The organism is Methylocella sp. (assembly GCF_044226135.1).
In the GTDB taxonomy this organism is placed as follows: Bacteria; Pseudomonadota; Alphaproteobacteria; order Rhizobiales; family Beijerinckiaceae; genus Methylocapsa.
Window position 1 is genome coordinate 1 of record NZ_JBGAHM010000008.1, and the last position, 20,225, is coordinate 20,225.

The window sequence follows — 20,225 nt, forward strand, 5'->3', positions numbered from 1 at the left end:
CTCGACGTCCGGCGCAGAAGGGCGCGCACGCAAAAACCTTCGGCGATGAGCGCGCGCGCGACGGCTGAGCCGACGAAGCCCGACGCCCCCGTGACCAGAACCATGTCCGCGTTGACGCCGCCCTGCACGTCGCCTCGACCCCTCGTCGCGTCCGACGCGCGCGCCGGCGCGCTGTTCGACGGCCCCCCGCCGCAACGTCCGCGTGCGGCATTATCATCCCGACGCGCGCTTCGGCAAGGCGCGTGCGGCTCCGCGCCGGATTAAGAGAGGCGCGCGCGCCGCGCTTGACATTTTGCGCCGCGTCTCCGACGGCCCGCGCCAAAGCGCCGTTTCGCCGCTTCAACGCGTCGCTTTCCGGCCCGGCTTGGCGATCCGCGCCATGAGGCGTATGTACGCGCGGAATCCGCTTCAGATCCAACCGGCCCGGGGACAGGACAGATGAGCCTGATCGACGACCTTTCCGCTTCCGACCTCGCCGCGCGACGCGCCGAGGTCCAGGCGAAATACGACGCCTTCCGCGCCAAGGGCCTCAAGCTCGACATGACGCGCGGCAAGCCCGCGTCCGACCAGCTCGACCTCTCGAACGCCCTGCTCGCCCTGCCGGGCGAAGGCGACTTCAAGGCGGCCTCGGGCGAGGACGTGCGCAACTACGGCAATCTCCAGGGCCTCGCCGAGGCGCGCGCCCTGTTCGCGCCGATCCTCGGCGCCGCGCCCGAGAACATCGTGGTCGGCGGCAACTCCAGCCTCGCGCTGATGCATGACACGCTGGTCGACGCGCTGGTCAAGGGCGCGCCCGGCTCGCCGCGCCCCTGGGGCAAGGACGAGGAGGTCGTCTTCCTGTGCCCCTCCCCCGGCTACGACCGCCATTTCGCGATCTGCGAGGAATATGGGATTCGCATGATCCCCGTGCGCCTGACCGGCCACGGCCCCGACATGGACGAGGTCGAGCGGCTCGTCGCCGACCCGGCCGTGAAGGGCATGTGGTGCGTGCCGAAATATTCGAACCCGACCGGCGAGATCTATTCCGACGAAACCGTCCGGCGCCTCGCCGCGATGAAGACGGGCGCGCCGGACTTCCGCCTGTTCTGGGACAACGCCTATTGCGTCCACCATCTGACGCCGGCGCGCCACGGCCTCGCCGACGTGCTCGCGGCCTGCGCCGGGGCGGGCGCCCCCGACCGCGCCTTCGTGTTCGCCTCGACCTCCAAGATCACCCTCGCCGGCGCCGGCCTCGCCTTCTTCGCGTCGTCGCCGGCGAACGTGAAATGGCGCCTCGCCTCGATGGGCAGGAGCACCATCGGCTCGGACAAGGTCAACCAGCTGCGCCATGCGCGCTTCCTGCGCGACGTCGCCGGGATCGAGGCGCTGATGGACCGTCATCGCGCGCTGATCGCGCCGAAGTTCGAGGCGGTGATCGACGCCTTCGAACGCCATCTTTCAGGAACCGGGGCGGCGCGCTGGAGCGCGCCCGAGGGCGGCTATTTCATCAGCGTCGACGCCGCGCCCGGCACGGCGAAGCGCGTCGTGGAGCTTGCCAAAGAGGCCGGCGTCGCGCTGACGCCGGCGGGCGCGACCTATCCGCTCGGACGCGACCCGCAGGACCGGAACCTGCGCATCGCCCCGACCGTGCCGGGCCTCGCCGAGGTGCGCGCGGCGTCCGAAGGCGTCGCCATCTGCATCCTGCTCGCGGCGATCGAGGCGCGCGGGACGCAACTCGCCGGCAAGGCCGCCTGAGCGCGCCGTATCCCACGGCCGGATCTCGCGATCCGGCCCCTTCCTGGAATGAGCGCGAAAAGTTGAGCCGGCGGCTCGGCCTTTTGCGCTACAACCCTCGGCGATCGCCCGCAGGACCAGAACCCGCGGCCCGCGCGGGCGCCCCTCAACATGCGGCAGTCCCCATGACAGAGATTTCAGAGCCCGCCCGCAAGCGCCGTTCCCGCCGCGCCGCCGGCGACGGCGGCGTGAAGCGCGCGCTCGCCGCCATGGCGCCCTATCTCCTGCGCTACCGCGGCCGGGTCGCCGGCGTGGTGGCCTCGGTCCTCACGGCGGCGGCGGCGACGCTCGCCGTGCCGATGGCGCTGCGCCGCGTGATCGACTTCGGCTTCACGCCCGACGCCGCCGCGCTCATCAACCAGTATTTTCTGGCGCTCATCGGCGTCGCCGCGCTGCTCGCGGCGGCCTCGGGCTCGCGCTATTATTTCGTGACGACGCTCGGCGAGCGCGTCGTCGCCGACCTGCGCGAAAAGGTCTTCGCCCGCCTGACGCGGCTCGACGCCGCCTTCTTCGACCGCTCCCGCGTCGGCGAGCTGATGTCGCGCCTCACCGCCGACATGACGCAGATGCGCTCGGGCTTCACCACCACGGCCGCCGCCGCGCTGCGCAATTTCCTGCTCTTCGTCGGCGCCGCCGGGCTGATGATCTACACGAGCCCGAAGCTGTCGGCCTTCGTGCTGATCGCCATTCCGGTCATCGTGCTGCCGCTCGTCGCCTCCGGGCGCGCGGTGCGCGGGCGCTCGCGCGCGGCGCAGGACACGCTGGCCGAGGCCGCCGCCTACGCCAGCGAGGCGCTCAGCGCGGTCCGCGTCATGCAGGCCTATAACGCCGAGGACGAGACCGCCCGCCGCTACGCCGAGGCCGCCGAAGACGCCTATGGCGCGGCGCGCAAGGCCGCCTTCTCCCGCGCCAGGCTGACCGTCGTGGTCATCTTCCTCGTCTTTTCGAGCGTGGTCGCGCTCCTGTGGTTCGGCGCCCATGACGTGCTCGCCGGCCGCATGACGAGCGGGGTTCTGTCCCAGTTCCTGCTCTACGCCCTGCTCGCGGCGAGCGCGCTCAGCGAGCTCAGCCAGGTCTATGGCGAGATTTCCGCGGCCTCGGGCGCGGCCGGCCGGATCGCCGAGCTTCTCGCCGCGCAGCCGAAGATCGCCGCGCCCGCCGCGCCAAAGCCCTTCCCGACGCCGACGCGCGGCGCGATCCGCTTCGAGGACGTCTCCTTCGCCTATGAGAGCCGCCCCGACGAGCCGGCGCTCGCCCGCCTTTCCTTCGCGGTCGCGCCGGGCGAGACGGTGGCGATCGTCGGCCCTTCGGGCGCCGGCAAGTCGACGCTGTTCCAGCTCCTGCAGCGCTTCTACGATCCGGCCGAGGGGCGCATCCTGCTCGACGGCGTGGACATCCGCGAGGCCGACCCCTCGGAACTGCGCCGGCGCATCAAGTCGGTCCCGCAGGACCCGGCGATCTTCGCCGTCTCGATGGCCGACAACATCCGCTACGGCGCGCCGCAGGCGAGCGACGCGGCGGTGCGCGCCGCCGCCCGCAAGGCCGCGGCCGACGAGTTCATCAGCGCCCTGCCCGAAGGCTACGCCACCCGCCCCGGCGAACGCGGCGCGACCCTTTCGGGCGGCCAGCGCCAGCGCCTCGCCATCGCCCGCGCGATCCTCGAAGACGCGCCGGTGCTGCTGCTCGACGAGGCGACCTCGGCGCTCGACGCCGAAAACGAGGCGCAGGTGCAGGCGGCGCTCGACCGGGTGATGTCGGAGCGCACCACGCTGGTCATCGCCCACCGGCTGGCGACCGTGCTCAAGGCCGATCGAATCCTGGTGCTCGACGGCGGCGCGATCGTCGAAGAGGGCGACCACGCGAGCCTCGTCGCCGGCGGCGGCCTCTACGCCCGCCTCGCCAGGCTTCAGTTCGAGGCGGGCGCGGGCGCGGGCTTCGGGGCCGAGCAGGCGGCCGAATAGGAGCCGCGGCGAGGCCGCCGCCCGCGACGGCCGCGCGTCTCACGCCCGGCGGCTCCGGTCTCGTCCCGGAGCCGCGCGCATAAAAAAGCGCCCTTCGGGACGAAGGGCGCTTCAAGAAACGGCGAATCGGGCTGCGGCTAGTCGTCGCAGCAGCAGCCTTCGTCGTCGTCGTCCTCCATGGGCTGGAACTGTCCGAGCTTCGCCCAGAGGGTCGAACAGGTCTCGTTTCTGGCTTGCCATTGCGCCAGAAGATCGTCGAAGATCGGCGCGTCGAAGTTGAACACCTGATCGGGGCTCACCGTGATCGGCTTGGCGACGCCGAAGCGGATCGCGTAGAGCATGCCGGGGTCGGCGACATAGACAGAGTCGTCAGAGGCGGTCATCAGGACGCGTTTGAGCGGCTTGCCGCCTGAACCCTGCACCGTGACAAACTGCTGAAGCATGGAAAAAACCTCATGCGCGAGCATGACGCCGAAGCGGTCGCTCCGGACGGCGAATGCGTCTCGTCAATATTCTAGGGGGCAGAATGCGCGGACGCATTCTGCGCTGATTGCGCCGCCGTCTCTGGACAGCCGCGTCTGATGCGCGGATACATGCCGCGATTGACGGAAAATCTCAAGTCCCCGACGAAAATTTTTTCAGGCGCCGCGCCTGCGAAATCCTTTTGCGCACGCGAACATGACGGCCTCAGCCGGGGCCCTGCGCGTCGCGCATATGCAGGATGGCGAGCCCGGAGCGCGGATTGACCCCCTCGCCCGTCACGACGAACCCTTCGCGCAGATAAAACCGCAGCGCGCGCGGATTGTCGCGGTTGACGTCGAGGCGCAGGGCGCTTCGCGCGCGGGCCCGCGCGGCCGCGATCAGCGCCCGCCCCGCTCCCGTCCCCTTCGCCCGCGGCGCGACCGCGATCTGGTCGATGAAGCCGCCCGCCGGATCGACCGTGACGAATCCGAGAAGCGCGCCGTCGCGCGCGGCGCACAGCGTCAGAGCGCCGTCCGCCTCAAGGCGCGCGAGATGGTCGAGAAACCAGGCGCGCCGCGCCGGAAAGTCGATCTCCGGCATGGCCTCGGCCCAGCTTTCGACCCACAGGTCGGCGAGCGCGCCGCATTCGTCGCCGTCGCGCGGGCGCAGCCTGAGGCCGTCCGTCGTCACGCCAAATTCCTCCGCGCGCATTTTCCTATAAAAGCAGGGCCGGCGCGAGCCCGCGCCTCCGGATCGACGAACGGCCCATGACCGCCCCGCAAGACGACAGCCAAACCCCCGCCGGCGTGCGGCGGCTGACGCTCGCCGACTTCCGCTCCTACGCCGCGCTCGACCTTGACGGGCTCGGGCGCATGGTCGCGCTATCGGGCGACAATGGCGCGGGCAAGACCAATGTGCTCGAGGCGCTGTCGCTGCTGACGCCGGGGCGCGGGCTGCGCCGCGCCGAGCTGCATGACTTCGCCCGGCGCGGCGGGGCGGGCGGCTTTGCGGTTTCGGTCGAGGTCGCGGCGCGGGGCGGCGCGCTCCAGCTCGGCGCGGGCGTCGAGCCCGGCGGGCCTGCGGCGCGAAAGTTCCGCATCGACCGCGAGCCCGCCCCTTCGATCAGGGCCTTCAGCGGCCATCTGCGCGTCGTCTGGCTGACGCCGGCGCAGGACGGGCTGTTCATCGGGCCGCCGGCGGAGCGGCGGCGGTTCCTCGACCGGCTGGCGCTCTCGCTCGACGTCGACCATGGCGCGCGCGTCAGCGCGCTGGAGCGGGCGCTGCGCAGCCGCAACCGCCTGCTCGAGGAGCGTTCCGACCGCGCCTGGCTCGACGCCGTCGAGCGCGAGGCGGCCGAGCTCGCCGTCGCCGTCGCGGCGGCGCGGGCGGAGGCGACGGCGCGCCTCAACGCGCTGCTCGAACAGACGCCGCAGGCGGGCTTTCCGACGCCGGGGCTACGGCTCGAAGGCGAACTCGACCGGCTCATCGAGGGCCGCCCGGCGATCGCCGCCGAGGACGACTATCGCCGCCTCCTGCGCGACAACCGCGCGCGCGACGCCGCCGCCGGCCGGACGCTCGCCAGCCCGCAGTCGAGCGACCTGCTCGTCGCCTATGTCGAGCGCGGCGTCGAGGCGGCGCACTGCTCGACCGGCGAGCAGAAGGGCCTGCTCGTCAGCCTCATTCTGGCCCAGGCCCGTCTCGTGCGCGCCGTCAGCGGCCTCGCGCCCCTGCTGCTGCTCGACGAAATCGCCGCCCATTTCGACCCTTCCCGCCGCGCCGCGCTCTATGATCTTCTGGCCCGGCTCGACGCGCAGGTCTGGCTGACGGGGGCGGACCCTGCGGCCTTCGCCGCGCTCGAAGGCCGCGCGCAGGCGTTCAAAGTGACGCCCGGGCGGATCGAGCCGCTCGCCACGCCGGCGCACGCGCCTATATAGAAGGCCGGCGCGAAGCGCGGCGCGCGGCGTGAAGGAAGGCCCCATGGACGAGCAGGACGAGCGCCAGAGCGCGAAGAAGCCAGGCCTTTTCGGCCGCATGTTCGGCCGCCGCGACGCGCCCGCCGAGCCGCCGCAGGCGCCCCTTGAACGGCCGCAGGCGCCCTTTGAACCGCCGCAGGCGCCGGCCGAATCGCCGCAGGCGCCCCAGCAGGAGCCGGAGCCCGCTCTCGCCGCCCAGGACCCGCGGCCGGCCGCAGAGCTCGCGCCAGACCCGCCCGCCGGGCCCGCCGCGGAGGAGCCCAAAGGGTGGTGGAGCCGGCTCAGGCAGGGGTTGACCCGTTCGTCCGATTCGATCGGCTCGGGCCTCAAGGCGATCTTCGTCAAGCGCAAGCTCGACGCCGCCATGCTCGACGAGCTCGAGGACGTGCTGATCCGCGCCGATCTCGGCGTCGCCGCCGCCGCCCGCATCGCCGAGGCGGTGGGCAAGGGGCGCTATGACAGGTCGATCGAGATCGAGGAGGTGAAGGCCATTCTCGCCGGCGAGGTCGAGCGCGCGCTCGCGCCCCACGCCCGCCCGCTCGAGATCGACGCCGCACAAAAGCCTTTCGTGATTCTCGTCGTCGGCGTCAACGGCTCGGGCAAGACCACGACCATCGGCAAGCTCGCCGCCAAATTTTCGGGCGAGGGCCGCAAGGTCGTGCTCGCCGCCGGCGACACGTTTCGCGCGGCGGCGATCGAGCAGCTGAAGATCTGGGGCGGGCGGCTCGGCTGCGAGGTGATCGCGCGGGAGCAGGGCTCGGACGCGGCCTCGCTCGCCTATGACGCGATCGCGCGCGCGCGGGAGAACGGCGCGGACGTGCTGCTCATGGACACCGCCGGGCGGCTGCAGAACCGCGCCGAGCTGATGGCCGAGCTCGAAAAGATCGTGCGCGTCATGAAGAAAGTGGAGCCGTCGGCGCCGCACGCCGTGCTGCTCGTGCTCGACGCCACCGTCGGCCAGAACGCGATGAGCCAGGCGGAGATTTTCGGCAAGGTCGCCGGCGTCACCGGCTTCGTGATGACCAAGCTCGACGGCACGGCGCGCGGCGGCATTCTGGTGGCGCTCGTCGAGAAATTCGCCCTGCCCGTGCATTTCATCGGCGTCGGCGAAGGCGCGGCCGATCTCGCGCCCTTCGAGGCGAGGGATTTCGCGCGGGCGATCGCCGGGATCGAGGAGCCGGCCTAAACCAGCGCCAGCGCCGAAAGCGCGTCGTCGGGGGCCGTCCAGCGGAACGCCGGGAGCTGGTGGCGCGCGAAGGTGCGCTGGCGTTTGGCGTAGGCGCGGGTGTCGCGCTGGCTGAGCCGGATCGCCTCGTCAAGACTGACCTCGCCGCGCAGATGGGCTGCGAGATGCGGGACGCCATGGGCGCGCATGACGGGCAGCGCCGGATCGAGCCCGCGCGCGGCGAGCGCCGCCACTTCGTCGAGCGCCCCCTGGTCGATCATGTCGAGGAAACGGGCGTCGATGCGCGCGCCGAGCGCCGCGCGGTCGACGTCGAGAAAGACCGCGCGCGCCGTCGCGGGATCGAGCGGCGGCGGGCTTCTGGTCTGCTGGAAGACGGTCAGGCTGCGGCCGGTCGCCTCCAGCACTTCGAGCGCGCGCAGGAGACGCTGCGGGTCGCTCGGGCGCAGCCGCGCCGCGGCGGCGGGGTCGCGCCGCGCGAGCTCGGCGTGAAGCGCCTGCGGCGAAACCCCCTCGGCCCGCGCGCGGACCGCCGCGCGCACCGCCTCGGGCACGGCCGGAATGGCGGAGAGCCCCTGCGTCAGCGCCTTGAAATAAAGCCCGGTGCCGCCGACGAAGATCGGAACGAGGCCCAGTTCGCGCGCGTCGGCGAGCGCGGCGCGCGCGGCTTCGAGCCACAGCGCCACCGAGAAATTGGCCGCGCCGTCGACCGTCCCGAACAGGCGATGCGGCGCGCGCGCCTGATCCTGCCGGGTCGGGCGCGCGGCGAGGACGGCGAGGTCGCGATAGACCTGCATCGAATCCGCGTTGACGATCATCCCGCCGAGGCGTTCGGCGAGCCTCAGCGCCAGCGCCGATTTGCCGCTCGCGGTCGGGCCGGCGATGAGAAGGGCCGCGGGCGCCATGTTCTGACAGGCGTGTTGCGGCGCTGCGGCGCCTCCGTCAGGCGATCTCGCGGCGCAGCTCGCGCGGCAGCGGGAAGAACACGCCCTCGTTCGCCGTCGAGACCTCTTCGACATGGAGGTCGAACCGCTCGGCGAAGGCGTCCATGATCTCCTCGACCAGCACTTCCGGGGCCGAGGCGCCGGCGGTGATGGCGAGCGTGGAGATGTTCGAGAACAGGTCCCACTCCACGTCCTCGGCGCGCAGCACGAGCCGGGCGAGCCTGCAGCCGGAGCGCTCCGCGACCTCCTTGAGCCGCTGCGAGTTCGAGGAGTTCGAAGAGCCGACGACGAGCAGCGCGTCGACCGTGGGGGCGACCTGCTTGACCGCGTCCTGGCGGTTGGTGGTGGCGTAGCAGATGTCCTGCTTGTGCGGGCCGACGATCTGCGGGAAGCGCCGCGTCAGCGCCTCGACCATGCTGCGCGTGTCGTCGATCGAGAGCGTGGTCTGCGTCACATAGGCGAGATTGCCGGGGTCCGCGACCTCGAGCGTCTCGATGTCGGCCACGGTCTGCACCAGAATGATCGAGCCGGCCGGAAGCTGGCCGATGGTGCCGACGACCTCCGGATGGCCGGCGTGGCCGACGAGGAGCACGAGGCGGCCGCGCTTGTGGTGGATCTCGGCCTCGCGATGCACCTTGGTCACGAGCGGGCAGGTCGCGTCGATCGCGAAGATGGCGCGCCGCTCGGCCTCGCGCGGGATCGACTTCGGCACGCCATGGGCCGAGAAGATCACCGGCTGGCCGGTGTCGGGGATTTCGTCGAGCTCCTCGACGAAGACCGCGCCCTTCGCCTTCAGCGTCTCGACGACATATTTATTGTGCACTATCTCATGGCGCACATAGACCGGCGCGCCATAGATGCGCAGCGCCTCCTCGACGGCGTCGATCGCCCGCACCACGCCCGCGCAGAAGCCGCGCGGGGCGAGCAGGATGACGTTGAGCTTCGGCTTGCCAGTCGGTTCGGCGCTCATGAAGATCCTTTTGATGGCCATTGAGCCTGAAGCGAGCTTTAGGCCCGCCCAAAATTCTGTCAAGCAAGGGACGGACCGGGCCGAATCGCGCGGCCATGCGTTCAGGGACCATGTGTTCAGGGACCATGTGTTCAGGGGCCATGTGTTCAGGGGCCATGTGTTCAGGGGCCATGTGTTCAGGGGCCATGCGTCCAGCGGCCGGGCGGCCAGGGGCGCAAGGCCGCGCCGCCGGGAAAGGCCCAGCCATGAACGACCTCGCCGATCTCTTTCCGGGCTTCGAGACCCATTGGATCGACACCGGCCAGGGCCGCTTCTTCGCGCGGGCGAAGGGCGACGGCCCGCCGCTGCTGCTGCTGCACGGCTATCCGCAGACCCATGTCGAATGGCACAGGATCGCGCCGGCGCTCGCCGAGCGCTTCCGCGTCGTGGCCATGGACCTGCGCGGCTATGGCTGGTCGAGCGTCCCGCCGAGCGCGAAGGGCGAGGGCTACGCCAAGCGCGTGATGGCCCGCGACGCCATAGACGTGATGCAGAAGCTCGGCGCGCTGCGCTTCCATGTGGCCGGGCACGACCGCGGCGGACGCGTCGGCTGCCGTCTCGCGCTCGACGCGCCGGAGCGGCTGCTGAAGCTCGCCGTGATCGACATCATCCCCACGCTGGAGCGCTGGGAGGCGATGGATTCGGCGGGCGCCATGGCCGCCTACCACTGGACCTTCCTCGCCCAGCCCGAGCCTCTGCCCGAGACGCTGATCGGGCCGAACGCGGTCTATTACCTGAACCATACGCTGGCGAGCTGGACCGCCTCGAAGAACCTCGCCGCCTTCGACCCGCGGGCGCTGGCCCATTACCGCGCGGGCTTCAACGAGCCGAACCGCATCCACGCCGCCTGCGAGGACTATCGCGCGGGCGCCGCCATCGACCGCGACGACGACGCCGCCGACCGCGCCGCGGGGCGGAAGATCGCGGCGCCGCTGCTCGCGCTGTGGGGCGGGCGCGGCCTTGGCGGCGGCGGAGCCTCGACGCTCGACATCTGGCGGCGCTGGGCGCCGAAGGCCGAAGGCCGCGAACTCAGGGGCGGGCATTTTTTGCCGGAGGAGAACCCGGACGAGACGGCGGCGGCGCTGCTCGCCTTTTTCGCGGACTGACGCCGTTTCGGGGATCTGGCTCAGCGCCCCGCGCCGGCCGGCGCCGGCGTCGCGGACGCGCCGCCGGGCGTCGCGCCCGACTGGCCGACGCCAAAGATCTGGCGGAAGATGCCGGGCGCGATCGCCGACAGCGGATTGATGCTGAGCGAGGGCGCGGAGATCTTGCCCTCGACGCGGTAGTTGACGCCGATGAGCCCCTCATTGGTCGAGCCGCCGAGGATCGCGCCGACGACCGGGATCTGCGAGAACAGATTGTTGACCGCATAGGCCGGCACGAAGGTGCCCTTCACGTCGACCCCGTCGCGCGCGAAATCGAGCCAGCCCTCGACGGTCAGGCCGATGGCGTCGCCGTTCAGCACGCCGTCGCGCAGCACGATGCGCGTGCCGGCGCGCTCGAACCGCGCCTGCAGCCGATGGAACGCCATGGCCCCCGAATCGATGCCGCGCAGGCGCCCGTCGGCCGAGGCGCCCTCGGCGACGATGCGGCGCAGCGCCGGCTCGTCGCGCAGCACGAAGGATTCAATGGTGAGCGAGCCGGTCATGGGGTCGTCGAGCGTCAGGTCGGCGCGCAGGCGCCCGTGCTCCATGTGGCGGTAGAGGTCGGAGAACAGCAGCAGCGAGCCGGCGTCGTCGGAGAGCACGGTGAGCTGCCCGCCGCTGGTCAGATTGCCCGAGAGCGTGTCGCGGCCGAAGCGCCCCGCGAAAGACAGCTGTCTGTACTTTTCGCCGCGCTTCAGAAGCATCATCTCGAAGCCCGTCAGCGCCTGCTTGTTGTAGCCCGTCAGCACGGCCGCCCTGGCGTCGACGTCGATGTCGCGCGCGGGGCCCTGGGCGCTCGCGCCTCCCCCTGCGCCGCCCGCGCCGCCCTGCCCGGGCGAGGCGAGCATGGTCTTGAGGAACGGCCGCGCGTCGAGCGTCTGGGCGCGCAGGATCACTTTGATGGAGTCGCCCGCGCGCAGCGCGTCGAGCCGCGCGTCGTCTCCGGTCGAGAATTTGACGCTCGGGAATTTGGCCGAAAGCAGCGCGCCGTCGGCGCCGATCTCCATCTGGCCGCGCGCCTGCAGCGGCCCGGCGTCGAGCGTCACCTGGTCGAGCGTCGTCGCGCCCTCGTTCACGATCGCCGTGAACTTCGCCCGCCCCGGCCGGCCCGCGGGCTTTGAGGCGCCGGGCCAGTCGATCACCGCCTTCGCGAGGTCGAGGTCGACGTCGGCCCTCACACTGGGGCCGCCGCCGAGCTGGGCCGAAATGACGGCGCCGATCGGCCCGGTGACGCCCGGCGTGATGGAGGCGCCCTGCCGCGTGCGCGCGGCGTCGTCGAGCGTCGTCCTGACCACGCCCGAGGCCGGCTTGCCCGCGGGCTGGACGAGATCGAGCGTCGCCGGCGCGCCGAACAGGCGCCCCTGCCCCGAAGCCCTGAGCCCCGAAGGATCGACCGCGATCGTCAGCGTCGCCGCTTCGAGCGCCTCCTTGCCGATGAGGTTGGCGGCGCCGAAATTGGTCGCCGTGGCGTTGACCCTGAGCGTCGTGTCGTGCGGGCCCATGTCGGGGCCGAGCCTCAGGCCGATCTCGAGCCGCCCCGCGACCTCGCCCTGCAGCGTCGCCGGGTCGAGCGGCAGGGCGGCGTAGGGTTTGAGCGCCGGACGCGAGAGAAGCTCGCCGACGGCCTCGACGCTGCCCGAGACGTCGGCGACGATCGAGGCCGGAATCGGCCGCGGCTCGGAATTGGCGATCAGGAAATAGCCCCCCGGCGCCGTCGTCAGCACGCGGCCGCCGATCTCCATCATCGCCGCGCTCGTCGTCGTGAAGCGCGAGCTGCGGCCGGTGACATGGCCGACGCCGTCGATTCCGGTGAGCGGCGGCGCGCCGTCGAGGAACTCGACCGCGCCGCCGCTCACCGTGAAGTCGATCGCGAGGCTGCCGTCGGGCGGGGCGTGCTCGTTGCGCATCGCCTCGAGGTCCGCGCCCGTGAAGTCGAGCCGCAGCGTTCCCGAGCGCACCATGCCGTCGGGCGCGTGGTCAAGGAGATAGTTGCGCACGGGCGCGCACATGAAGGAGGGCCAGAGCCGCGTCACCACGGCGATCGGCGTCGGGTCGAGCGAGGCGGAAAGGCGCAGCCTGAGCCCGGCCGACCAGTCGACGTCGCCGCTCATCGAGAAGCCGGACTGCGGGCCGGACAGCGTGAAGCGGTCGAGCGTGAGCTTCTTCTCGTTCGGCAGCAGCCGCGCCGAAACGTCGAGGCCGTCGATCGTCACGGGCTTCTGGCGCGGCCGCTCGGGCGCGGCGACGATCGGCTCGGCGAGGCCGAACGACAGCGTGAACGGGTCGCCCTCGCGCTCCGGCAGGGCGACGAAGCCCGAAATCGCGCCATGCGCGTCGGCGGCGATGAGCCGCGTCGGCTCGACGACGACGCGCCGTTTCGCGCCGTCCCAATGCGCCCCGCCCCGGATCGATTCGACCAGCATCGGCTCGTCCTGCGGATCGTCGAAGCGCAGATAGCCTTCGCCGAAGCTGAAGCTCGCCGCGGCCTCGGACAGCACGCCGTCGGGCCGCATGCCGACGCTCGCCGCGGCTGAAAGCTTCATGTCGAAGTCGACGCCGATCGAGCGCGCCCCGGCGGCGACGAGCAGCTCGTCGATCGACAGGTCGTGCAGCGAGGCGGTGAGGCGGCGCTGCGCCCCCGGCGCGCCGCTCGCCGTCCCGTTCGCCGACCAGCGCCCGTTCGGCCCCTCGACCGACAGCGAGAAGGTGGTGCCGCTCTTCGTCTTGTCGAAGGCGAGGTCGACGCCGTTGAAGACGATGGTCTGGCCCATGGTGCGGTCGTCGATGACGATGCGCCCGTCCTTGATCGCGGCGTGGTCGACGGCGGCGATCTGGCTCGCCGGATCGGTCAGCGCGTCGATGAGAAGTCGCAGCGCGCCCGACATCTGCCGCACCAGCAGCGAGCGCGGCTTCGGCGCCGGAGCGTTCGCCTCGTTCGCCGCGCCGCCGGCGGCCGGGGCGTCGCCGAGCGACTGCGCGAGCGGCGGCGTCAGGGCGATCGTGTCGGGCTGGGCGTCGGCGCCCGAGGCCGCGGATTTGGCGAGCTGGGCGATCGAGCCGTCCGGCAAAAGCGCGAGGCGCAGCTCGACGCCGAACACTTCGAGCCGCTTCGGCGACACCTTGCCGAAGACGAGCGGCAGGAGCTCGACCGAAACCTCGGCGCGCGGCGCGTTGAGGAGGGTCCTTCCGGCGGCGTCGCGGATGCGCAGGCCGTCGGCGGCGAGCGTCGGCGAATAGCCGCGCTTCAGCATCGAGGTCTCGCCGATCGAGAAGGCGTAGCCGTGGCCGAAGCGCTGGTCGAGCGCCTTGGCGATGGCCGGGCCGAGCCCCGAGATGGTCATCGGCCCGTGTTCGAGGCGCGCGACGAGCAGCGCGCCGGCGAGCGCGAGCAGCGCCGCGAAGGTGGCGAAGCCATAGAGGCAGAGCCGCGCGGCGGCGCGGCGTCCCGCCCGGGCCGGCCGCGGATCGGCGGCCGCATCCTCGCGGCCGGACGTCTCGTCGCGCTCGACGGTCAACCGGCGGCGGCCCTTTCCGAAAGCTGGCGCATTGAACTTTGAAGCTAGGCGAATATAGAGGCCATGTCGAAGCGCGCGCCAGAGCCCGGACCGGCGCGGCGACGCCCCCCTGCGCGGCGCAGGCTCAATGGCGTCGGCCGTCACGGGGCGGCCCTCGCGGCCGCGGGCGGGACGCGCCTTTCGTCCGGCGAGGGCGTGGGAATCGCGGCTTTGATTGGTGTTTCTCTCGCGCCGAAGAAGCCTTCGATGGCGGCGCATTGCGACGAAAGGAAGGCGTCATGACCAGCGCGAAGCCGCAAGGCGCGTCTCCGGCGGAGGGCGACGCGGCGCCCGATTTCGCCCTGCCCGACGACGCGGGCGCAACGGCCCGCCTCGCCGATTACGCCGGCGAAAAGCTCGTCCTTTACTTCTATCCGAAGGACGACACGTCAGGCTGCACGCGGGAGGCCCAGGACTTCAGCCGCCTCCTGCCCGAGTTCGAAAAGGCCGGGACGAAGGCGCTCGGCGTCTCGCCCGACAAGCCGGCGTCTCACGCAAAATTCAAGGGCAAGCACGGGCTCGGCCTGCGCCTTGGCGCCGACGAGGCGAAGACGACGCTCGAAGCCTATGGCGTCTGGGTCGAAAAGAGCATGTACGGGCGCGTCTATATGGGCGTCGAACGCGCCACCTTCCTGATCGGACGCGACGGACGAATCGCCAAAGTCTGGCGCAAAGTGAAGGTCGCGGGCCACGCCGAGGCCGTGCTGGCCGCGGCGCAGGCGCTCGGCTAGGGCGTTTTCAGTAAAAGTTGCAGGCTTTTACGTTGGAAAATGCGCAGGAACAAAATGTCGGAGCGCGTTCGCGACCCGATGAAGTCCGGACGCGCTCCAGGACGCGCTTCAGGCCGCGCCCGCCCGCGCGTCAGCCGAAGGCCGCGTCATAGATCAGCTTGAGGTTGAGGCCGACGATCAGCGCGGCGATGGCGAAGGCCGCCGCGCGCGTCGGCGCGGGCGCCGTGAGTTCGCCCATCCATTTGCGCGAGGCCGTGAAGATCACGAGCGGCGCCACCGCGAACGGCAGGGCGAGGCTGAGCACCACCTGGCTCAGGATCAGCAGGCTGTTGGTCGAGCCCTCGCCGCCGAAATAGATGACCGCGACCGCGGGGACGATCGCCACGCCGCGGGTGAGAAGCCGCCGCGCGACCGGCGACAGCTTCAGCCTGATGAAGCCTTCCATGATGATCTGGCCGGCGAGCGTCGCGGTCAGCGTCGAGTTGAGTCCGCAGGCGATCAGCGCCACGGCGAAGAGCTTGGCCGCCAGCGCGCCGCCGAGCAGCGGCGCGATCAGCCGATAGGCCTCCTGCAGCTCGGCGACTTCGAAATAGCCATGCGCATGGAAGGCGGCGGCGGCGAGGATCAGGATCGAACCGTTGACGAGCAGCGCGAAGAACAGCGCGACGCCCGAATCGAGGACGGCGAGCCGGATCGCCTCGCGCTTGTCCTCGAGGCGATCGCCCACGGCCCGCGTCAGCACCACGCCCGAATGCAGGTAGAGATTGTGCGGCATCACCGTCGCGCCGAGGATGCCGAGCGCGATATAGAGCATTTCGGCGTTTGAGAAGATCGCCCGCGTCGGGATGAGGCCGCGCGCCACCTCGGCCATGTCGGGCCGCGACAGCACGAGCTCGATCGAGAAGCAGACGGCTATCACGATCAGCATGGCCACCACGAAGGCTTCGAGCTTGCGGAAGCCGAAGCGCATGAAGGCCAGCACCAGAAAGGCGTCGAGCGCCGTCAGCAGCACGCCGATTCCGAGCGGGATGTTGAACAGCAGCTCAAGGCCGATCGCCGTGCCGATGACCTCGGCGAGGTCGGTCGCGACGATGGCCGTCTCCATGATCAGCCAGAAGACGATGGCGACGGGCTTTGGCAGGGCGTCGCGGCAGAGCTGCGCGAGGTCGCGGCCGGTCGCGAGCGCGAGCCGCGCCGAAAGCGCCTGCAGGACCACGGCCATGAGGCTCGAAAGAACCGCGATGAACAGCAGCGCCGTGCCGAAGCGCGAGCCGCCGGCGAGCGCCGTCGCCCAGTTGCCGGGGTCCATATAGCCCGTGGCGACGAGATAGCCCGGCCCCGCGAAGGCGAAGAAGCGGCGAAGCCGCGATCCTCCGGCCGGAACGGCGATGCTGCCATGCGCCGCGCCAAGCGATCTTTCGGCGAAGGGAACTTTCGCCCCGATGGCTCCCGACGCGTCGTCGCGCCCCGCCACGGCTTCGGTCAATGCGCGCGCCCTTTTCGATTTGCACCGCAAAATGTAGCCGATGCTATAAATTATCCGCCGGACCATGGTCAAGCGCCCCGCGCAGCGCGCGTGGCGAGGTCGGGTCTGGGCTCTAGCCATGTCCGGGCCAGGTTTGCGACGCGAGCGCCGGCGCCGGCTCACTTTTTCTTAAATCATCACGCGAAATTTGATGCCGCGCGCCGCCGTCGCGTCCGCAAAGTCGACGCGATCGGACCGCATGTCTCGCCGCGTCGAATCGGCGCGCCCGGCGTCGGCGCGGGAGTCGTCAGGCGGGAGTCGTCAGGCGGGAGTCGTCAGGAATGTGCCTTTTCGACCACAGAGCGAAATAACTGCGCTTGACTTGACCGATAAAGAAAAAGGTCACTTTTCAAAACTATAAAACTGCACGATCTTCATCCTTAACAAGCAACTTCGGCGGCGCCGGAGTCAGGATGCGAGCGGCCGACAACGCCTTGCCAGCTCGCGCTGATCCTCCCCCCAAAGGCTGTTGGCTCTCGATGCGCCAGGCTTCGCCGCGCGCAGACGCGCATGCGCGAAGACAAAAAGCCATGCGCGAAGACACAAAGCGTTGAGGACGTGACAAACCGCACTTTTTCCCGGGCCGCCGCAGTCTATGTGTCTCGAGAGAGCCGGCGCGTGGGCGTCGAGGCTACGGTTTTTCCGGGGCTTGAAGCGGAGCGGCGGGTCCCTCATGTGGGTTCTGCGGACGAAGCGGAAGAAAATTATTTTCAGCCGCCTGCGCCCAAAGCGGATTTCGCGCGTTCTCTATGGAACGCTGGAAAAACGAGAGTGTCGTTTCTGGATCGGCGCCGCCCGGGCGGCGCCCTTTTTGTCGGAAGACTGCTGATGTTGAAGGCGGCGAGGCGCATGGGAGCCGCGGTTCTGTTGGGACTGGCGATGAGCCTGCCCCTGACGGCGATCCGCGCGCTCGAAAATCCGGGCGCCGTCCGGGCGGCCCAGCCCGTCGCGGCCCCGACGGCCGGCGGCGCGCACGCCGGTCAGGAGCGCGCGCTCGCCGGCGCGCCCTTCAAGACGCCGCGCGCCGCGCTTCGCGCCGGCCTCGATGATTTTCGCTCGGGCGCCTCGGATTCGGCCATCGCCGCGCTGAAATATGCGGCTTCGGGCGGCGAGACGCTCGCGCAATGGAAGCTCGCGACCATCTACGCCTCCGGCGAAGGCGCGCCGCACGACGACCTCAAGGCGTTCGAATATTTTTCCCAGATCGTCGAAGCCTATGACGAGGACGGCCCGAACTGGCGCGACCGCCCGCTCGTCGCCAACGCCTTCGTGGCGCTCGGCGGCTACAGCCTCGCCGGCATCCCCGATTCGGACGTCAAGCCGGACCGCGCGCGCGCCGTCGCGCTGTTCAAATACGCGGCCGCCAACTTCGGCGATTCGGCCGCCCAATACAGCCTCGCCCGCCTCTATCTCGACAATGACGTCGCCGACCGCGACGCGCGTCAGGGCGTGCGCTGGCTCTATCTCGCCGCCGAGAAGGGCCATCCCCAGGCTCAGGCGCTGCTCGGGCGCATGCTGTTCTCCGGCGAGGACGGTCTGCGCCCGGACCGCGCCCGCGCCCTGATGTGGATGGCGCTCGCGCGCGATTCGGCGTCCGAATCCGCCAAGGACGCCTGGATGGTCAGCCAATATGAGAAATCGCTCGCCGACGCGACCGAGGTCGAGCGCCAGACCGCGCTCGCCTATCTCGAAGACCATCTGAAGCGCCGCAACTGAAGCGCCGCACCCCAGGCCGGCCCGCTTTCGCCGAACGTCCGGTTCGGCGATCGTCCAACGCGACCGCGGCGCTCCGCGGGCGCCTGGCGTTTGGGCGCGCCGCGCCGGCGGCCCGTCAGCGCAGCTCGATCCGCACGGGCGCATGGTCCGACGGCTTGTCGTCGCCGCGCAGACGCCTGTCGACTTCGACCGACACGAGCCGGTCGGCCGCCTGCGGCGACAGCAGCAGATGGTCGATGCGGACGCCGTTGTTCTTCTGCCAGGCGCCCGCCTGATAGTCCCAGAAGCTGTAGACGCCGGCGGCGTCGGTCGTCGCGCGCAGCGCGTCGGTCAGGCCGAGATTGAGCAGCGCGCGGAAACGCGCGCGCGTCTGCGGCAGGAACAGGGCGTCCTGCGCCCACGCCTTCGGGTCGAAGCAGTCCTTCGGTTCGGGGATCACATTATAGTCGCCGGCAAGGACAAGCGGCTCCTCGAACCTCAGCAGCGCCTTCGCATGGGCCGCAAGCCGATCCATGAAGGCGAGCTTGTAGGCGTATTTGTCGGTCCCCGCCGGATTGCCGTTCGGCAGATAGATCGAGGCGAGGCGCAGGACGCCCGCGCCCCAGGGCAGGACCGCCTCGATATAGCGCGCCTGCGCGTCGGCCTCGTCGCCCGGCAGGCCGCGCACGACCTCGAGCGGCGCCTTCGACAGGATGGCGACGCCGTTGAACCCCTTCTGCCCGTGCACGGCGGCGGCGTAGCCCGCCGCCTCGACCTCGGCGAAGGGAAACGCCGCGTCGACGCATTTGAGCTCCTGCAGGCAGAGCGCGTCGGGCGCCTCCTCCTTCAGATAGGCGAGGAGATGCGGCAGGCGCTGGCGCACCGAATTGACGTTCCAGGTGGCGATCCGCACGCTGCCCTCTCCAAACCCGCGCCCGCTTCGCCCCGGCGCGACGGCCGCCTTTCCCAACTCGCCCGGACTCGCGGCGCGGCCTATGGCGCGCGCGCAGGGGCCGGCGCTTCGGCTGTTTCCGCCAGCGTCGCGAGCTTGGCCAGAAGGCCGTCGCGCGCCTCGGCCGCCGCGGCGGCGGCGGAGGAAGGTTCGCCCCGGACGAGGCGCGCGAAGACAACCCGGCGACCGTCCCGATCCGCCCAGCCGACGAACCAGCCGAAGGTGCCGCCGCGCGTTTCGGCGGCGCCGGTCTTGCCCCTGACGCGCCATCCGCCGGCCGCGGCGAAAGCCGGAACGATCTCCAGGGCGAGGCGCTGCGCCTGCGGCGAGGCCGGCCGGCGCAGCGCCAGCAGGGCGCGCAGAAAGCGCGCCTGCCCGTCGGGCGAAATCCTGAGCGAGGAGCCGAGCCAGGCGCGGGTCAGCGTCCATCTGCGCCGGGGTCGCCGGAAAGGTTCCGGTCGCCATAATCGAAGGCGTCGACGTAGCGCTGAAACGTCTCCATTCCGAGGGCGCGCGTCAGCTTCTGCGAATACCAGACGACCGAATTGGCGAGCCAGCTGGTCGGGTCGACGTCGGCGCGCCAGCTCTCGCGCGTGGCGGCGTATTCGGCGCGGTAGGCCAGACCGGCTCATGCGGTCCGATGAGAACCCCGGCGTCATAGCCCATGACGGCGAGCGCGATCTTGAAGGTCGAGGCCGGGCTTTCAGGCTCCTCGCAGCGCCCCTCCCGATGCAGCACGCGGTCGTCGGCCTCGACGACAAGCGTGCAAACGGGGCGCGCGAAGGCGCCGCCCGGGACGAGGCCCGCCATGAAGCCGAAGGCGAGCGCGACGGCGGCGCGCTGCGGGACGCGGACGCTCATCCGCGCGCGGACCCGGCCTGCATCAGCCGCGGCAGGGAGCCGTGGGTCAGCACCCCCTCGCGCATCAGGGCGCGTCGCAGCGGGCCGATGGCCGAGAAGGCCGCGAAGCCGAGGCTGCGCGCAAGATCGACGGGCGCGAGGCCGGCGAGGAAGGAGCGGTTCAGAAGGTCGACGCCATGGGCGCGCAGGGCGACGTCGCCGCGCCGCGCCCGGCCATAGGGCTCGAGCGCCTGCGCCGAACCGAAGTCGAGCCCGACGCCGCGCGCGTCCTCGACCGCCTGGGTCAGCGTCGCGACGTCGCGCAGGCTGAGGTTCAGCCCCTGCGCCGCGAGCGGCGGAAACACATGGGCGGCCTCGCCGACCAGCGCGGCGCGGGCGGAGAACATTTTGGGCGCGACCATGCCGGCTATGGGGGAACAGCCCGCAGGGGCTGTCGACGCGCATCGCGCCGAAAAGG

The 20,225-nt window shown here is 71.0% G+C and carries 18 protein-coding genes; 7 read left to right on the top strand and 11 right to left on the bottom strand.

Annotated features, from left to right (window positions below; all coding sequences use genetic code 11):
• Nucleotides 1–104: NAD-dependent epimerase/dehydratase family protein (locus ACILRB_RS05620; RefSeq protein ID WP_395665410.1), on the bottom strand; the 104-nt coding region annotated here is incomplete at its 3' end.
• 334 nt (nt 105–438) lie between these two features.
• On the opposite strand from ACILRB_RS05620, the gene ACILRB_RS05625 reads away from it, so the two are divergent.
• Together ACILRB_RS05625 and ACILRB_RS05630 are read left to right on the top strand one after the other, a co-directional pair.
• Nucleotides 439–1,734: an aminotransferase class I/II-fold pyridoxal phosphate-dependent enzyme gene (locus ACILRB_RS05625; RefSeq protein WP_395665318.1), complete on the top strand. Its 1,296-nt coding sequence runs from the start codon at nt 439–441 to the stop codon at nt 1,732–1,734.
• A 164-nt stretch (nt 1,735–1,898) separates the two neighbouring features.
• Nucleotides 1,899–3,734, top strand: coding sequence for an ABC transporter transmembrane domain-containing protein (locus ACILRB_RS05630; RefSeq protein ID WP_395665319.1), 1,836 nt, complete (start codon nt 1,899–1,901; stop codon nt 3,732–3,734).
• Nucleotides 3,735–3,871: 137 nt separating this feature from the next.
• Here the strand turns inward: ACILRB_RS05630 and ACILRB_RS05635 are convergent, their stop codons facing one another.
• Together ACILRB_RS05635 and ACILRB_RS05640 are read right to left on the bottom strand one after the other, a co-directional pair.
• Nucleotides 3,872–4,177, bottom strand: a complete 306-nt coding sequence (locus ACILRB_RS05635; protein ID WP_395665320.1) for a hypothetical protein — start codon at nt 4,175–4,177, stop codon at nt 3,872–3,874.
• Nucleotides 4,178–4,421: 244 nt separating this feature from the next.
• The gene (locus ACILRB_RS05640) at nt 4,422–4,886 is read right to left on the bottom strand and encodes a GNAT family N-acetyltransferase (RefSeq protein WP_395665321.1); all 465 of its coding nucleotides are present in this window, start codon (nt 4,884–4,886) and stop codon (nt 4,422–4,424) included.
• Nucleotides 4,887–4,963: 77 nt separating this feature from the next.
• Between ACILRB_RS05640 and recF the strand changes: the two genes are divergently transcribed.
• Together recF and ftsY are read left to right on the top strand one after the other, a co-directional pair.
• Nucleotides 4,964–6,130 (top strand): DNA replication/repair protein RecF, encoded by a 1,167-nt coding sequence (gene recF, locus ACILRB_RS05645; protein ID WP_395665322.1) that lies wholly within the window; start codon nt 4,964–4,966, stop codon nt 6,128–6,130.
• Nucleotides 6,131–6,173: 43 nt separating this feature from the next.
• A complete protein-coding gene (gene ftsY / locus ACILRB_RS05650) occupies nt 6,174–7,355 on the top strand; it encodes a signal recognition particle-docking protein FtsY (RefSeq protein WP_395665323.1) in 1,182 nt (393 codons plus the stop codon).
• On the opposite strand, the gene miaA is transcribed toward ftsY, so the two are convergent.
• A complete protein-coding gene (gene miaA / locus ACILRB_RS05655; RefSeq protein ID WP_395665324.1) occupies nt 7,352–8,257 on the bottom strand; it encodes a tRNA (adenosine(37)-N6)-dimethylallyltransferase MiaA in 906 nt (301 codons plus the stop codon). The genes ftsY and miaA overlap by 4 nt on opposite strands.
• A gap of 37 nt (nt 8,258–8,294) precedes the next feature.
• On the bottom strand, nt 8,295–9,266 hold the full coding sequence (gene ispH / locus ACILRB_RS05660) for a 4-hydroxy-3-methylbut-2-enyl diphosphate reductase (protein ID WP_395665325.1): 972 nt from the start codon (nt 9,264–9,266) through the stop codon (nt 8,295–8,297).
• Between the two features lie 245 nt (nt 9,267–9,511).
• On the opposite strand from ispH, the gene ACILRB_RS05665 reads away from it, so the two are divergent.
• The gene (locus ACILRB_RS05665; protein WP_395665326.1) at nt 9,512–10,411 is read left to right on the top strand and encodes an alpha/beta fold hydrolase; all 900 of its coding nucleotides are present in this window, start codon (nt 9,512–9,514) and stop codon (nt 10,409–10,411) included.
• A 20-nt stretch (nt 10,412–10,431) separates the two neighbouring features.
• Here the strand turns inward: ACILRB_RS05665 and ACILRB_RS05670 are convergent, their stop codons facing one another.
• Nucleotides 10,432–13,965 (bottom strand): AsmA-like C-terminal region-containing protein, encoded by a 3,534-nt coding sequence (locus ACILRB_RS05670; protein WP_395665327.1) that lies wholly within the window; start codon nt 13,963–13,965, stop codon nt 10,432–10,434.
• Between the two features lie 278 nt (nt 13,966–14,243).
• On the opposite strand from ACILRB_RS05670, the gene ACILRB_RS05675 reads away from it, so the two are divergent.
• Nucleotides 14,244–14,735 (top strand): peroxiredoxin, encoded by a 492-nt coding sequence (locus tag ACILRB_RS05675; protein WP_395665328.1) that lies wholly within the window; start codon nt 14,244–14,246, stop codon nt 14,733–14,735.
• A 130-nt stretch (nt 14,736–14,865) separates the two neighbouring features.
• Here the strand turns inward: ACILRB_RS05675 and ACILRB_RS05680 are convergent, their stop codons facing one another.
• Nucleotides 14,866–16,221, bottom strand: coding sequence for an Nramp family divalent metal transporter (locus tag ACILRB_RS05680; RefSeq protein WP_395665329.1), 1,356 nt, complete (start codon nt 16,219–16,221; stop codon nt 14,866–14,868).
• Between the two features lie 888 nt (nt 16,222–17,109).
• On the opposite strand from ACILRB_RS05680, the gene ACILRB_RS05685 reads away from it, so the two are divergent.
• Entirely contained in the window at nt 17,110–17,976 is an 867-nt protein-coding gene (locus ACILRB_RS05685; RefSeq protein ID WP_395665330.1) for a tetratricopeptide repeat protein, read from the top strand.
• A 115-nt stretch (nt 17,977–18,091) separates the two neighbouring features.
• On the opposite strand, the gene xth is transcribed toward ACILRB_RS05685, so the two are convergent.
• From xth to ACILRB_RS05705, 4 genes are all read right to left on the bottom strand, one after another.
• The gene (gene xth / locus ACILRB_RS05690) at nt 18,092–18,868 is read right to left on the bottom strand and encodes an exodeoxyribonuclease III (protein WP_395665331.1); all 777 of its coding nucleotides are present in this window, start codon (nt 18,866–18,868) and stop codon (nt 18,092–18,094) included.
• Nucleotides 18,869–18,948: 80 nt separating this feature from the next.
• The gene (locus ACILRB_RS05695) at nt 18,949–19,329 is read right to left on the bottom strand and encodes a penicillin-binding transpeptidase domain-containing protein (RefSeq protein WP_395665411.1); all 381 of its coding nucleotides are present in this window, start codon (nt 19,327–19,329) and stop codon (nt 18,949–18,951) included.
• A complete protein-coding gene (locus ACILRB_RS05700; RefSeq protein ID WP_395665412.1) occupies nt 19,326–19,529 on the bottom strand; it encodes a penicillin-binding transpeptidase domain-containing protein in 204 nt (67 codons plus the stop codon). The genes ACILRB_RS05695 and ACILRB_RS05700 overlap by 4 nt, the downstream gene beginning before the upstream one ends.
• Nucleotides 19,530–19,764: 235 nt before the next feature.
• Complete coding sequence (locus tag ACILRB_RS05705; RefSeq protein WP_395665413.1) at nt 19,765–20,154, bottom strand: FAD-dependent monooxygenase; 390 nt, start codon at nt 20,152–20,154, stop codon at nt 19,765–19,767.
• Between the last annotated feature and the right edge of the window lie 71 nt (nt 20,155–20,225).